Source organism: Deltaproteobacteria bacterium PRO3 (genome assembly GCA_030263375.1).
GTDB lineage: Bacteria > UBA10199 > UBA10199 > DSSB01 > DSSB01 > DSSB01.
Genome location: SZOV01000034.1, coordinates 1 through 14,005, shown reverse-complemented (window position 1 = coordinate 14,005; position 14,005 = coordinate 1). Strand labels below are relative to the sequence as shown.

16 protein-coding genes are annotated in these 14,005 nt (G+C 61.7%); 8 read left to right on the top strand and 8 right to left on the bottom strand.

Going from position 1 to position 14,005, the window contains the following annotated elements; all coding sequences use genetic code 11:
- Positions 1 to 112: 112 nt before the first annotated feature.
- Complete coding sequence (locus FBR05_07170; protein MDL1871971.1) at positions 113 to 508, top strand: hypothetical protein; 396 nt, start codon at positions 113 to 115, stop codon at positions 506 to 508.
- A 126-nt stretch (positions 509 to 634) separates the two neighbouring features.
- Here the strand turns inward: FBR05_07170 and FBR05_07165 are convergent, their stop codons facing one another.
- From FBR05_07165 to FBR05_07155, 3 genes are all read right to left on the bottom strand, one after another.
- Complete coding sequence (locus FBR05_07165; GenBank protein ID MDL1871970.1) at positions 635 to 2,209, bottom strand: DUF4070 domain-containing protein; 1,575 nt, start codon at positions 2,207 to 2,209, stop codon at positions 635 to 637.
- A gap of 121 nt (positions 2,210 to 2,330) precedes the next feature.
- On the bottom strand, positions 2,331 to 3,200 hold the full coding sequence (locus FBR05_07160; GenBank protein MDL1871969.1) for an alpha/beta hydrolase: 870 nt from the start codon (positions 3,198 to 3,200) through the stop codon (positions 2,331 to 2,333).
- 90 nt (positions 3,201 to 3,290) lie between these two features.
- The gene (locus tag FBR05_07155; protein ID MDL1871968.1) at positions 3,291 to 3,926 is read right to left on the bottom strand and encodes a hypothetical protein; all 636 of its coding nucleotides are present in this window, start codon (positions 3,924 to 3,926) and stop codon (positions 3,291 to 3,293) included.
- An 81-nt stretch (positions 3,927 to 4,007) separates the two neighbouring features.
- Here FBR05_07155 and FBR05_07150 point away from each other — a divergent pair, with 81 nt between their 5' ends.
- Positions 4,008 to 4,403 carry a hypothetical protein gene (locus FBR05_07150; protein MDL1871967.1) on the top strand — a complete coding sequence of 132 codons (396 nt, stop codon included), beginning with the start codon at positions 4,008 to 4,010 and terminating at the stop codon, positions 4,401 to 4,403.
- Positions 4,404 to 4,455: 52 nt separating this feature from the next.
- Here FBR05_07150 and FBR05_07145 read toward each other — a convergent pair whose 3' ends face one another.
- Positions 4,456 to 6,876, bottom strand: a complete 2,421-nt coding sequence (locus tag FBR05_07145) for a sodium-translocating pyrophosphatase (protein ID MDL1871966.1) — start codon at positions 6,874 to 6,876, stop codon at positions 4,456 to 4,458.
- A 120-nt stretch (positions 6,877 to 6,996) separates the two neighbouring features.
- Here FBR05_07145 and FBR05_07140 point away from each other — a divergent pair, with 120 nt between their 5' ends.
- From FBR05_07140 to FBR05_07125, 4 genes are all read left to right on the top strand, one after another.
- Positions 6,997 to 7,326, top strand: a complete 330-nt coding sequence (locus tag FBR05_07140; GenBank protein ID MDL1871965.1) for an AtpZ/AtpI family protein — start codon at positions 6,997 to 6,999, stop codon at positions 7,324 to 7,326.
- Between the two features lie 23 nt (positions 7,327 to 7,349).
- Positions 7,350 to 7,760, top strand: coding sequence for an ATP synthase subunit I (locus tag FBR05_07135; protein MDL1871964.1), 411 nt, complete (start codon positions 7,350 to 7,352; stop codon positions 7,758 to 7,760).
- Between the two features lie 3 nt (positions 7,761 to 7,763).
- The gene (gene atpB, locus FBR05_07130; GenBank protein ID MDL1871963.1) at positions 7,764 to 8,468 is read left to right on the top strand and encodes a F0F1 ATP synthase subunit A; all 705 of its coding nucleotides are present in this window, start codon (positions 7,764 to 7,766) and stop codon (positions 8,466 to 8,468) included.
- Between the two features lie 96 nt (positions 8,469 to 8,564).
- Positions 8,565 to 8,903, top strand: a complete 339-nt coding sequence (locus FBR05_07125; GenBank protein MDL1871962.1) for an ATP synthase F0 subunit C — start codon at positions 8,565 to 8,567, stop codon at positions 8,901 to 8,903.
- Positions 8,904 to 9,058: 155 nt separating this feature from the next.
- Here the strand turns inward: FBR05_07125 and FBR05_07120 are convergent, their stop codons facing one another.
- Positions 9,059 to 9,574, bottom strand: coding sequence for a helix-turn-helix transcriptional regulator (locus FBR05_07120; GenBank protein ID MDL1871961.1), 516 nt, complete (start codon positions 9,572 to 9,574; stop codon positions 9,059 to 9,061).
- 713 nt (positions 9,575 to 10,287) lie between these two features.
- Here FBR05_07120 and FBR05_07115 point away from each other — a divergent pair.
- Together FBR05_07115 and FBR05_07110 are read left to right on the top strand one after the other, a co-directional pair.
- Positions 10,288 to 12,636 (top strand): CRTAC1 family protein, encoded by a 2,349-nt coding sequence (locus tag FBR05_07115; GenBank protein MDL1871960.1) that lies wholly within the window; start codon positions 10,288 to 10,290, stop codon positions 12,634 to 12,636.
- Positions 12,637 to 12,670: 34 nt separating this feature from the next.
- Positions 12,671 to 13,039 (top strand): hypothetical protein, encoded by a 369-nt coding sequence (locus FBR05_07110; protein ID MDL1871959.1) that lies wholly within the window; start codon positions 12,671 to 12,673, stop codon positions 13,037 to 13,039.
- A gap of 47 nt (positions 13,040 to 13,086) precedes the next feature.
- On the opposite strand, the gene FBR05_07105 is transcribed toward FBR05_07110, so the two are convergent.
- From FBR05_07105 to FBR05_07095, 3 genes are all read right to left on the bottom strand, one after another.
- Positions 13,087 to 13,503, bottom strand: a complete 417-nt coding sequence (locus tag FBR05_07105) for a type II toxin-antitoxin system death-on-curing family toxin (protein ID MDL1871958.1) — start codon at positions 13,501 to 13,503, stop codon at positions 13,087 to 13,089.
- A 1-nt stretch (position 13,504) separates the two neighbouring features.
- Positions 13,505 to 13,762, bottom strand: a complete 258-nt coding sequence (locus FBR05_07100) for an AbrB/MazE/SpoVT family DNA-binding domain-containing protein (GenBank protein ID MDL1871957.1) — start codon at positions 13,760 to 13,762, stop codon at positions 13,505 to 13,507.
- A 47-nt stretch (positions 13,763 to 13,809) separates the two neighbouring features.
- On the bottom strand, positions 13,810 to 14,005 hold a 196-nt coding region (locus FBR05_07095), incomplete at its 5' end, for a response regulator (protein ID MDL1871956.1).

Sequence of the window (14,005 nt, the reverse complement as noted above, 5' to 3'; positions counted from 1 at the left end):
TTAATAGGCAGTGCGAGTCTCGAACCGACAATATTCTGTTTCTAATTCTTGCATTTGACGTGATTTTTGTTAAAAACCCCATAATCTCAACCTATTTAGGAGGATGTTCTCTATGAAGAAGTTCATGATTTCCGGATTGTCGATCTTGTCATTATTCTTAGTGGCGGGATCCAAGGTTGCTCTCTCCGCGGACAAACCGGCGGCTGCCCCAGCCGCTCCGGCCGCCGCGGCGCCCGCGCAAGACTTCGACGTGCAAAAGGCCATCGCCGCCGGCGATCACAAGGGCCTGGCCGCGTTTTACAAGGCTCAGGCGCAGGCCTATCGCGACAAGGCGGCGAAGCATGAACATATGCACGCCGACTACAAGAAGAGCCATGTTCACTACAAGGGCATGGAAAACTCCCTCGCGGCCCATTGCGCCATCCTGAAAGAGCGCGCCTTGGAGACCGCGAAGCAATACGACGCCCTCGCTGCCGAGGAGGAGAAGCTCGCGGCCCAAGGGAAGTAAGTCTCCGTTGAAGCGAAAAAAATCCCGCCCGAACGCTCGGGCGGGATTTTTTTTGGAAACGATTCGTCTCGGCGCGGTCCTTCGGGAGCGTCGGCCGCCCCTCGATCGTGGTCCGGTTACTCCGAATCATGCTCCTTTCGCCCGGGCGAACCCTTCTTGCATCGCCCATGGCGCATGATTGGGGTCTAGGTCGAGTCTCTCCGCCAAGATTCGGCTATATCTGTAAAAATGCTTATGCAGTGCGAGGTGCCAAAGGGCTTCCTTGAGGTAAGCCGGGTTGGTTTTGGCGATTTGCCGCAAGACCCGAAAGAAGTATCGCCGCCGCTCGCGGCTACCTGTTAGGAGGTAGTATCGCAAAAGTGTCCAAAGCCGTTGGAGATTGTAGGCCGCGTGCTGCGCGGAGAATTTCTTGCGGCGCTTCGTCGGCGGCCGGCGGATCGCCGCTAGGGTGCCGCAGAGGCGCTTGCCGTAGTTCTCGTAGGAGTAGAGATCGTTCATCAGGCGCACGTAGCCGGCGCGTAGCTCCTCCTTGCCAAGGAGTTTCGGGACGATGTTCGTGTCCGCCTGGTCCCGGTACTGGTAGCCCTCTAACAGGCGCCCCTCCTTCTGGAGGCGGTGCCAGAGCGGCGTGTTGGCGGGGGCGTTGAGCATGCCCGTCATCGAGATCGGGATGTCGCTCTCGTTGATGAAATCGAGCTGCTCCCGGAAGGCCTCGGGCCCGTCGTGATCGAAGCCGACGATCATCCCCGCCCAGACGAAAATGCCGTAGGACTGAATCATCTTGATATCGGCGATCAGGTCGCGCCGGGTGTTCTGCACCTTGTGGACTTCGAGGAGGTTCTCCGTCTTGGGCGTCTCGATCCCGATGAAGACGCTGTGGAAGCCCGCCTCCGCCATCAGTTCGAGGAGCTCCTTGTCCTGGGCCAGGTTGATCGTCACCTGCGTCGAGAAGCGCAGGGGGCGCGGAAAGCCGCGGTTGACCTCGATCAGCCTTCGGCAGACGGCCCGCGCGTGGGCCTTGTTGCCGATGAAGTTGTCGTCGGCGAAGAAAATGGAGTCCCGACCGGCGGCATGGACGTGGGGATAGACGGCCTCCAGCTCCGCCGCGATCCGGTCGGGACTCTTCTGCCGTACCTTGCGTCCCAGGTAGACGATGACGTCGCAAAATTCGCAGTCGAAGGGGCATCCGCGCGTCGTCTGCACGGGGATGCGGCCGTAATGCTTGAAGTCGAGCAGGTCCCAACGGGGCGTCGGCGAGAGGGCTAAGTCGACCTTCTCGGTCTCCACATAGCGTCGCTCGGCGCGGCCGGCGGCGAAATCGGCCAGAAATTGGGGCCAGATGCGTTCCGCCTCGCCGACGATCAGGTGATCGACGTGCGGGGCGCAGTCCTCGGGGCATAGCGAGGCATAGGGTCCGCCCATCACGACCGTCTTGCCGCGGCGCCGAAACTCGGCCGCGATCTCGAACATGCGGGCGGATTGGATGTTGAATCCCGTGATGCCGATGAGATCGGCCGCGACGTCGAAGTCGAGCGGTGCGACGTTCTCGTCGCGGATCGTTACGTCGTGCTCGCGGGGCGTGAGGGCCGCGACGGTGGGCAGGGCGAGGTTGGCCATCGCGTAGCGGTAGCCGTATTCGCGGACATGGCGAAAGCCCCAGAAGGTGTCGGGAAAGGCGGGATTGACGAGATGGATCTTCATGGCCGCGCATCATCGGCGCGCAGGCTCCGCCTGTCAAAAGTTCTGAAAATTTTTCTTGTTCTAAGGTTTTGAAAGTTGAGAACCGCGGCAACGCGCGGCGCAAGCCGGCGAAATCCTCCGCTTATTTTTTCACAAGGCCCTCGACGGTCTCGCGCAGCTTGCGGTTGAATTCCTCGGGCCTCTCCAGCTGCGGCAGGTGCCCCGAGCCCTGAAGCTCGACGACGTCGAAGTCTGCGTACTTGCGGTTGACCTCGACCGAGGTCTTGAGGCCCAAGGGCGGACTCGAGTCCGAATTGAGGCAGCGGATCGGGACCTTGACGGCCGACATCCAGGACGCCAAATCCAGCGAGAAGAGGTCTTTGATGAGGGAGACCGCGGCCTGCGGGTCGGTCTTCGAGGCCTGCTCGACGGCCCAGGCGATCAGCTTGGGGTCGGCGTCCTTGGCGAAGACCATCGGCATGAACTTCGCCAGGCCGGCGCGAAAGTCCTGTTCCAGGGATTTGATGAACCCTTCCCGCAAGTCCTCAGGCGTTTTCATCTCGACGTTTTGCAGGGTGTCGACGCAGACCACGCCTACCACGGTTCCGGGGTTGTCCTTGGCCGCCGCCAGCGAGATGCTCCCGCCCATCGAGGATCCGACCAACACGACATTATTCAATTTCAGCTGTTTGATGAGCGCGTCGACGTCCCGGGCCAAGTCCGCGACCTTCAGGTCTTTCCGGCCGCGGTCGGACTCGCCGTGGCCCCGCAGGTCGAGTGCGACCACCCGGTAGTTCTTGGACAGCTCGGCCATGGCTGAGTCCCAATAACGGCGGTTGCAGGACCAGCAGTGGATGAAGAGCAGGGTGGCGTCGCCGGAGCCCTTGGTCTCGTAGACGATCTTACCCCCGTCGGGCAGGGTCAGGGTTTGGGCGCCTTCTTTGGGTTTGGGGCAGGCCGAGAGCAGGACGAGCGAGAGTCCGAAACAGAACCAATGAGATAATCTTTTCATGGCGCAAGAATACTACAATTGGCGACAAGTTCGAAGCCTTTGCGGAGTGCGATATGCCCGGCCCTGAACCGGTGGTTTATTAAGAAATTGCTACTTGGGCAAAGGGGCGCCGAGGCGAATCAGGCCAGCCTTGGCCAAATCCTTCGCCGTCTGCTTGGCGAGGGACTGCAGGAAGGATTTCTCGCTATGCGACTTGAAATCCCCCCGGGTGCTGGCGGATCCGACCCAAACCGGATTAAGATCGGCGGCGTCCAGCAGGGTCAAGCCGTAATCTTGGACCATGACATGTTCGGTATAATCTCCGCTTTGGGTGGTGGTGACATAGGTGCTGCCGTCCTTGCGTTTTCGCACCTCGGTGTTGGTCGAAGTCGGCGGATGGTAAATGGTGTCTTTGCGGATATTCTTCACCTCGATCCGCAAGAGGCCGTCGATGCCGTGGCGGCGGAGGATCTCCTTGGGATCGACGCCGGAGGCGAGGGCCTCGGCGTAAAAGGATTGGGTGGCGGTGGCGACCGGGACGCGGACCTGATCGAAGAGGGAGCGAAAGGCCCATTCCAACTGGATGTTTTCCTGGGGGTGCGGGCCGCGGGCCTCGACCAGGACTTTTTGGAAGGTCTTTCCCTGGATCCCGGGATTTTGGGAGCTGGAGATCTTGGTGACGGGGGCGCAGCCCAGCAGTACAATGAAGGCCGCTATTTTGAAACAAACTTGGCGTAATGAGAGCATAGGATCCTTATTTTTTTGAACCCGAGCCTTTCCTAGACCCAAGCCGGGTCCGGGCGGTTAAAGGCGAAAAAGGGGAATTTTATGAAATTGGCGCTTCTGTCTCTCACCCTATGGACCGCATTGCAAGCCTCGCCGGCGGCGCTTCGCGCCGCGGAGCCCGAGACCAAACCCTCCGCGACCTTGTTGGAGGAGGCCGAGACCCTGGCCCAGATCTACGTCAAATTGCGGCTGCTGGGTTCTTCCTTGGAGGGGCCCGAGCTCAAGGAATACTTGGACGCGATGAACCGCGGCCTCGACAAGGTCCTGGCCTTCCGGGATTCCTTCACGCCCGAGAAAAAGAAGAAGCTCGAGGGACAGCTGAAAGGCCTGCAGAAGGAATCCGCCAAGTTGCTCGACCGCAACGCCGAGCAGATCCGCAAAGAGCTGCCCAAGTTGGTCGACCACCTGCACGAACTGGTGAAAACGCTGGCGCAGTAACGAAAAAGGCGGCCCGCAGGCCGCCTTTTTCACGGAAAAACAAGATTGCCAATTAAGCGTGCGCCGCTTCTCCCGACTTGATCCGCATCCCGTAGAAGGAGCGGATGACGAAGATCGTCGAGAGCACGAAGAAGACCCCCGCCAGGATGGCGCTGGTGTTGCGCGGCAGCTCGATCGCCAGCTCGACGGCCAAGAGGCCGAACAGCGTGGTGAACTTGATGATCGGGTTGAGCGCCACCGAGGAGGTGTCCTTGAAGGGGTCGCCGACCGTGTCGCCGACGACGGTCGCGGCGTGCAGGGCCGAGCCCTTTTCCTTCAATTCGACCTCGACGACCTTCTTCGCGTTGTCCCAGGCGCCGCCGGCGTTGGCCATGAAGATGGCTTGATAGAGGCCGAACAGCGCGATGGAGATCAGGTAGCCGACGAAGAAGAAAGGTTCGATACAGGCGAAGGCCAGGGTGCTGAAGAAGACCGTCAGGAAGATGTTGAACATCCCCTTCTGCGCGTACTGGGTGCAGATCGCGACGACCTTCTTGCTGTCGGCGATCGAGGCTTTTTCGCTGCCTTCCAGCTTGATGTTGGCCTTGATGAACTCGACCGCGCGGTAGGCGCCGGTGGAGACCGCCTGCATGGAGGCGCCGGTGAACCAATAGATGATGGCGCCGCCGGTGATCAGGCCCAGCAGGAAGGGCGGGTGCAGGAGCGAGAGGTTCTCGATGCCCGTCTTGAGCCCGCCGGTCAGCAGGAAGATGATCGAGAAGATCATGGTCGCCGCGCCGACCACCGCGGTGCCGATGAGCACGGGCTTGGCGGTGGCCTTGAAGGTGTTGCCGGCGCCGTCGTTTTCCTCGAGCAGGTCCTTGGCCTTGTCGAACTTGACGTCGAAGCCGTAGTCCCGCTTGATCTCTTCCTTGATGTTGGGGAGGTTTTCGATGGTCGAGAGCTCGTAGACCGATTGGGCGTTGTCGGTGACCGGTCCGTAGGAGTCGACCGCGATCGTGACCGGTCCCATGCCCAGGAAGCCGAAGGCGACCAGACCGAAGGCGAAGACCGCCGGGGCGGCCATCAGCGAGCCGATGCCCATGGCGCTGACGCCGTAGGCGGCGGCCATCAGGGCGACGATGACCAGGCCCATCCAGTAAGCGCTGAAGTTGCCCGCGATCAGGCCCGAGAGGACGTTGAGCGAGGCGCCGCCCTCGCGGGAGGCGGTGACGACTTCGCGGACGTGGCCCGACTCGGTCGAGGTGAAGATCTTGATCATCTCGGGGATGAGCGCGCCCGCGATGGTGCCGCAGGTGATGATCGTCGAGAGCTTCCACCACAGGGTTCCGTCCCCCAGGTCGGGGATCAGCAGGTAGGAGACGACGTAGGTCAGGGCCAGCGAGACGATGGAGGTGACCCACACCAGCGAGGTGAGGGGCGATTCGAAGTTCATCTTGTCGGCGTTGCCGAAGCGGGCCTTGGCGTAGGCCTCGTTGAGCAGGTAGGACATGCCGCTCGCCAGGATCATCACGATGCGCATGGCGAAGATCCAGACCAAGAGCTGGATCTGCGTCACAGCCTCGGGGACCGCCAAGAGGATGAAGGTGATCAGCGCGACGCCGGTGACGCCGTAGGTCTCGAAGCCGTCCGCCGTGGGGCCGACCGAGTCGCCCGCGTTGTCGCCGGTGCAGTCCGCGATGACGCCGGGGTTGCGCGCGTCGTCTTCCTTGATGTTGAAGACGATCTTCATCAGGTCGGAGCCGATGTCGGCGATCTTGGTGAAAATGCCGCCCGCGATGCGGAGCGCCGAGGCGGCCAAGGACTCGCCGATCGCGAAACCGATGAAGCAGGGCCCGGCGTAGTCGGCCGGGATGAAGAGCAGGATGCAGAGCATCATGACCAGCTCGGTGGCGATCAGCAACATGCCGATGCTCATGCCGGCCTTCAGCGGAATGGCGTAGACCGGGAAGGGCTTGCCCTTGAGGCTGGCGAAGGCAGCGCGGGAGTTGGCCAGGGTGTTGATGCGGATGCCGAACCAGGCGACTCCGTAGCTGCCGGCGATGCCGATCAAGCTGAACACCAGGATCATCGCGACCTTGTCGATCGAGAAGTGCCGCAGATTATAGAAATAGACCCATATAATGATGCCGATGAAGACCTCGAGGAGCAGGATGAACTTGCCCTGGGTGATCAGGTAGGTCTTGCAGGTTTCGTAGATCAGCTCGGAGATGTCCTTCATGGACTGGTGGACCGGAAGGCCCTTGACTTGGGAGTAGATGACCAAACCGAAGACGAGGCCGAGTCCGCAGATGCCGAGTCCGTAGAGGAGCAGGTCGTGTCCGTTGACCCCCAGGAAGCTGACCGAGCTCAAGTCCGGGAGGACGAGCTCCGCCTCGCTGGCGTGGGCGGCACCGCCAACCAGGATCAGGGCGCAGAAGGCCAGGAGTGCGAACAAGGGCCGAGCGGCCTTTAAATCTTTAAAAAATTTCATGAATAGGCTCCTCATCGATTCCCGCGCGACGGCGGGGTGGAAAAAAGTCGGCCTCGTATAGCTTAGGAGTTGGCGATCTCCAAGGAAATTTTTCGGATGGGGATATTGGGGTAAAAATACATAAAAATCATACAGTTAACTAATTTTGCCTTCCGGCTTGACCGGTCTGACCCGCTATGTTACCAACGCGCGGCGTTGAAAAGACCGCGCCCCAAGCAGAGCGACCCTTTCCTGATCGCCTTTGGCATCTACGGCGGGGTCGGCTTCCAGCTGGCGGCCTCGGTGGTGGGCGGATTGCTCCTCGGAGGCTATGCCGACAAGCGCTGGGGCACTGGCCCTTGGCTGACCATGACGGGCCTGATCGTCGGGGCCGTCGGCGGTTTCTACAACCTTATCAAGATCTTGAATTGGAACCAAAACCGCCGCGAGCGGCGGCGCACCGACGGGTAGGGTGTCCGGGTCGGGTGGTGACGATGAAGGAAGATTTGAATCCGGGCGCCCCGGCCGAAGCGGTCGAGGCCAACCCCGAGGCCGCTCGGCATCTCGAGCGCAACAACCTGTTGTTGGTGGTCCTGGGCACCGCGGCCTTCGGTTTCACCGAGGATTTCCGCCAGGTGCTCAGCTTCCTGGCGGGCGGCATCCTGACGGTGGTCAACTTGAGGCTGTTTCGCCTCATCGTGGCCGGGATGGTGGGGGGCAAGACGACCAAGAAGGGTCGACTGGTCGCCCAGGTGTTCCTCAAGTTTTTCGGCGTGATGGGGGCCTTGGCCTTCTTGATGCTGTGGGTGAAGCCGGCCCCGGTACCTTTCTTGCTGGGGCTGTCGACGGTCGTGGTCGCGATCACCCTCGAAGGGATTTTTGGCATTTTCAGGCAGGAGCGTTAAGACATGCATCATTTTTCCTGGATCGGGTACTACCTCCACGTCGGACATCATCATATTCACATCGCCCATGCGGCGCTCGCGGCGCTGATCCTTACCTTCCTGGGCGTGATCGTCTATTTCAAGCTGCGCAACACCGAGGCGGCCCTGGTCCCCGGGTCGAAGATCAGCGTTCCGAACATCTTCGAGGTGGCTGCCGAGAGCCTGATCGGCCTGATGGAAGGCATCATGGGCCACGATGCCAAGAAATATTTCCCGATGATCGGGACCTTGTTCATCTTCATTTTTCTGAACAACATGATGGGCTTGATCCCCGGCCTGCTGCCGCCGACCGACAACATCAACACCACCCTGGCCTGCGGCCTCGTGGTCTTCTTTTATTTCAACTACATCGGCATCAAGGAGAACGGGCTGATCAACTATCTCAAGCACTTCGCCGGCCCCGTCATCTTCCTTGCGCCGCTTATGCTGGTCATCGAGCTGATCGGCATCGCCGTGCGCCCCGTCTCGCTGGGGCTGCGCCTCTTCGGCAATATCACCGGCGACCACATGGTCTTCGGAATTTTTTCGGATTTGGTGCCCCTCGGGGTGCCCGTGATCTTTTTGGCCCTGGGCTTGTTCGTGTCCTTCATCCAAGCCTTCGTGTTCTCGCTTTTGTCGACGATCTACGTCGCCTTGGCGCTGCCGCATGGCGAGGAGCATCACCACTGAAGGCCGGGATTTTCCCAGCCTGTCTAGTCCACCTCGGGAATTAGCTCGGGGGCCGAAACGCAACGCAGGAAAGATCCTGCATCAGGAGAAACAAAAATGAAGAAGCTCATCGCCGGGATTTCCGGTTTCCTCGCCACCGCCTTCGTCAGCGTCGCCGCCTTCGCCCAAGAGCATGCGGCGGCCGCGCCCGCCGGCGGCGGCACCAGCACCAACGCCATCTACGCGATCTCGGCCGCCCTGGCCATCGCCGTCGCCGCCTCTTTCGGCGCGATCAGCCAGTCGAAGGCCGCCGCCGCCGCCCTCGAGGGCATCGGCCGCAACCCCGGCGCCGCCGGCAAGGTGCAGACCCCGATGATCATCGCCCTGGCGCTGATCGAGTCGCTGGTCATCTACGCCCTGGTCATCGCCTTCTTGATCCAAGGCAAGATCGCCTAAGGCTTTCTCCCTCCTTTAAACGGGCCGAGGCCGGCGCAGGTCGGCGGAGGGTCCGTTAAGGTAATGACTAAGAGCCCCGTTCCGGTTTGCCGGGACGGGGCTTTTTTTTATGGGCGCGGCGGTCGGCGAACCTCGGGCTCGAGCCGGTGTTAGGGTCAAACGGGCCCGGATTTTTCCTGAGTGCCCGAGGGGCGCTCGAGGCCGCGGCCGGAGTTGAGGGCTAAGACCGCCGCGTGAAGCCTGGAGCGGGCACCCAGCTTGTGCAGGATGCGGGTCACATGCGTCTCGATCGTTGGGATGGAGACGAAACGACGGCGAGCGATCTCGGCGTTGGAGAGGCCCCGGGCGAGATCGGAAAGGACCTCGGTCTCGGCCCGGGTGAGCCCGCGGCACCGGGCCAGGTCGGCCAAATCGGGCGGCAGACGTTCGCCCCCCAGGTCGGCCGCCACGAAGTATTCGCCGGAAGGCCGACGCGCCAGGAAAAGCTCCGCTTCGATCGGCGGGCCTTCCGCCCTGTCGATCGCGACGGAAAAGGGCATCGGATTCGCGGTCGGCGGCGCGTTTTCCGCGGCGAGGGAGCCCAGACGCCGCGCGCCGGCGATCAGGGGCTCGGGCAGCGCGCGTCGTCCTCCGAGATGGGAAGCCAGTATTCCCTCGGCCGGGGAGGACATCCACAGCAATTTGCCGCGGAGGTCGAGGGCGAGCAAGGCCCTGCCTTGCACCTGCTCCAGCAGCGACTCGACGACGCCGGCCGCGGCCAAGGCCTGCGAGACGCGGCCCGCACGCCGCACCGCCGATCTCAGGGCGGGCAAAACGGCAGCGGCGGCCCGAATCTCCTCCCGCCCGAAGTCTTCGCGCCGCGCCGAGCGGCCGCAAACGATCCCCACGAAACCCGGCGCCATGTGCCCGGTGTCGCTGAGCCGCAGGTGGAAAAACCAGGAGATGCCCTGTCGGTCCGAGAATTCGGCGAGCGCCCGGTGGGCGCGGAAATCCTTCCACTCGCGGCAGCGGGTACCGATCAGGAGACTCGGATTTTTCCGCTTCATCACGCGCTGGAGCGGATCGACCGTCACGAACCGCTCGGCGTATTCGTCCAGGCCCTCGGCGATCGCTCCCGCGACGGGGGCGAGGGGTCGTTCTTTTCTGGTGTGGTAGAGAAGAGAGGTGCCGGCGCCCATGAGGCGCTCGAGGCGCGGAAGGACGTTCCGCCCTACTTCCTCCAAGGTGAGGGTTTCCGCCGTCCTGCGGACGACCTGAGAAATGAGTTTTTCCCGTTCGTGCTCGCCGGCCATCGTGCGCCCCGCTGGATGTCGATTTTCGATGGATTGCTTTGGGACCAGCATAGCCCTTGGCGGGATCCGCCGCAAGCGCCCCATAAAAAATCATGGATTCCATGGACGACGGGGCGGACCCGCGCTTGTTACCCTGGGGCCGCTCGACAAAGCGAAAGGGGGAGGTAATGAACACCTTTTTTCAAAAAAATCACAGGAAGCTTATCGCGTCGGCCTGCGGGGTCGGCGCCGCACTGGCCCTCGCGGCCGCGCCCAAGGCGGGAGCGACGGGAGGGATTTCTTTCATCGACCGGGCGGCGGAACTGGGTATCGAATATTCCCGCGTTCCGAGTCCCGCCGACGCCGTCGCACAGGCCCTGTACGAAAAAGCGGACCCCGTGCAAAACCCGGGAGGGACCTATACCTTCCTCGAGGACGTCTTGCACAATTCGCCCATCATGACGCGGTTGCCGGGTGTCGCGGTCCTGGATTACGACAACGACGGCGACGAGGACATCTTCGTCACGAACGGTCCGGGCGCGGCGAAGAGCTTGTTCAAAAATTTCCTCCGAGAGGAGGGGCAGCTTCGCTTCGAGGACGTCGCGGCGGCGGCCGGAGTCGCGGCGCCGGAGATGGCTTCCTCGGGAGTCGCCTATGCCGACACGGATAACGACGGCGACTTGGACCTATTGTTGGTTGGGGAGAACCAGCCTAACCGCTTTTTTAAGAACCGGGGCGACGGAACTTTCGAGGACGCGACGGCCCTGTCCGGTCTGGGGCTGGACTCGGGGCCTCACATGTCGGCATCCTTCGGCGACGTTGACGGGGACGGCTTGGTGGACCTGGCGATCGCCAACGGCATGACGCGCGAGAGCCTCGAGCCCTGTTTCTTTTTTCGTCCGGAGCACGGCGCGCACAATCAACTGTTCCTCAACCGCGGAAACAATCAATTTGTCGAGGCGACCCTGAGCTCCGGCATCTACCGGAACCGCGGCTTCAAAAGCTGGGACCCCATGGCCGGAGCCCTGGTCGACCGCCCAGATCTCGAGGGAACCCATACCATCTCTTGGGCCGTCGCCATGGTCGATTACGACTTCGACGGGGACTTGGACGTGGTCTTCGCCGACGACCAATGCGGTTTGCCGCCCGCCAAGTACGGCGCGATCTACGAGCCGCCCGGAGACCAGTACGACGGCGAGGAGTTCGTGGACCGGGGTTTCCTGCACGTCTTCGAGAACGACGGGGCCGGGAATTTCAACGACGTCAGCCCCGAGATCGGCCTTGCCGGCACCGGAGCCCCCTTCGGCGCGGGTGCCTGGATGGGCCTCGCCTTCGCCGACTTCGACTACAACGGGGTTTTGGATATTTTCGGAACGAATTTCGGCGACTACGCCTTCCCCTTCTGGGGTCCTTACGAGATCCCCGACCAAAGCACGCGACCCTTTTTCGGAGTCCGGGCCCCCGACGGGACGGTGGCCTTCGAGGATCCTAGCGTCGGAGACCGCCTCAAGGCCACGGTCTTCGGTTGGGGGACGGCGGCCTTCGACTACGACAACGACGGACGGACGGACGTCGTCTACCAGGGCGGTTTGGACGTCAACGTGCAGATCATCCGAGACAATCCCGGGGCCCTGCTGCGGAACGTCGGCCCTCCCGCGGGCGGCGACCCCTACGACATTTTCGAATACGACCTGAGCGCCTTCGAGCCGGGCCTGCATACCCGACGCAACGACATCGGCCTGGCGATCGGGGACCTCGACGACGACGGCTTCTTCGATCTGGTGACCGTGGCGAGCGCCGTCATGCCCGACGACGCCCTCTTCATCCCCTTCCCGGTCGCGGTCCCCTCCACCAACTACGGTTCGGTGATGGACGCCACGGCCTTCTTCGTTCCGCGCATGTTTCCCAACGATCCCAATTTCGACCCCACCGACCCGCGCCACATCCCGCCCGCCCAGTTCCTCTACAACGGTTTGGTGGTGGAAAACGGGACTCTGGCGGTCGAGATGAGCGACGGTAACGGAAACCATTGGGTGAAGGTACGCGCGCGGGGCTCCAAATCCCTTACGCCGAGGGGCGCCGTAAATCGCGACGGCATCGGAGCCGTGTTCGCCTTCACTCCCTATGGCGGCAAGACTTCGATCAGCCCCGTCTTGGGCGGCTCCAGCTTTGTTTCGCAGCACAGTCTGACGCTAGGCTTCGGCCTCGGGAGCGCCTCCCACGGGACCTTGGAAGTCCTTTGGCCGGGCGGGGTGCGTAACCGCCTCTACCACGTGGGCCGCTCCGAGCGGGTTCTCTTCCCGGAGATTCCGTGCAGCATCGACGGGGCGGAGGGGTGGGGAGCCTACCTTCACTGTCTCCATGTCTCCTTGAACGACCTTAAGGGCGCGAGCGTGCTGAGCGCCGCCGAAAAGGCCCGATTTTTCCTGAGCGCCGTCTTGGCCTACGCCCAGGAGCATTGAACGTGGACCTTTTTTCAACCACAGGAGGTGTCCCATGAAATTCAAGACATGTCTTTTCGCGTGGCTCCTGCTCGTCGCCGTGTCGGCGTCCCTTCCGTCCGCCGGGGCGCGGGATTTCTTGGAAGAGGAAGCGGCGCAAGATTTTCTCGAAGCGGCGAGGGTCGAGTGTCCGCAATACCTTTCTTGTCCATACTCGATCCCGGGCTATCCGGTCTTCATGTACGCGATCAACAATTGCTCGACCGCCGTCACCTGCTGGTATCGCAGCAACGGCTACCCTTACCAGGTGAAGAGCACGACCATGCTCATCCCCCAGGAATGTCCGGATTGCTGTGCGACGGGTTATTGTCCCAACGAACGCTGCGGCCAGGTCACCTACTCGCGGTCTTGGACCTGCAATTAGCGCGGATCGAAAGGGCCTCGCGCCCCCGAGTCGGCGGGAAATTTCGTTTATTTCTTGCGTTTGGATTTTTGCTTGGAGGCCTTTTTTCGACAGGAACGTCGGAACCAGTCGGCAAGGGATTCGCGGGTGAGTTGCTTGTTGGCCATCTTCATGATCGTGGCATAGAGCTCGGCGTCTCCGAACAGGGTTTGGTATCCGTTCAGGCGGAGAAAGGTCAGGGCTGCGGCGGTGGCGATGCGTTTGTTTCCGTCGATGAAGGGTTGGTTTTCCGAGAGGTAAAAGGCGTAGGCCGCCGCCTTGTCGAAGGGATCTTTGAACAAGTCCTCTCCAAAGGCGCTTTGGCGAGGTTGCGCGATGGCGGATTCTAAAAGGCCTTGGTCTCGAATGCCGTGCATGCCGCCGAATTTTTCGATGAGCACACGCTGCATCGCCAGGATGTGCTCGAGCTCCAGATATTCGACCATATCACTTCGCGAGTTTTTGGAAGGTTTCTTGGTAGTCCTCGACGACCTTCATGAAGGTTTTGAGCACCTTGTGGTCCTTGAGGCGGGTGGGCTTGATGATAATCTGCCGAGCCTTGACGGAGATTTCGACTTCCGAATCCTTGGAAAGCCCGGCCACCTCGAGGATGTCCGAGGGCAGGATCACGCCGTAGCTGTTGCCGATTTTGCTGAGTTTTTTGACGAGGGCCATAATAAGATCAAAATAACATTGTAATAACATTTGTCAATGCGGGGCTTCTAGCTTTTTGGGTCTTGTAAGACCCTATTTTAGCTCGGTTTTCCGAGACAACTCAACCGTGCGCCGTGCCGTAGGCCAGGATGCCTTGCAGGACCTGGGTCTGGTTGGGGCGCGCCGGGGCGGTCGGGACCGGGGCCGGGGGATGGCTGTCGAGGGTGGCCTGGGCCAGGCGGGTCTCTTCGGCGTCGAGCAGGCGGCCGTCCGCGCCGGCCAGGCCGATCTCGC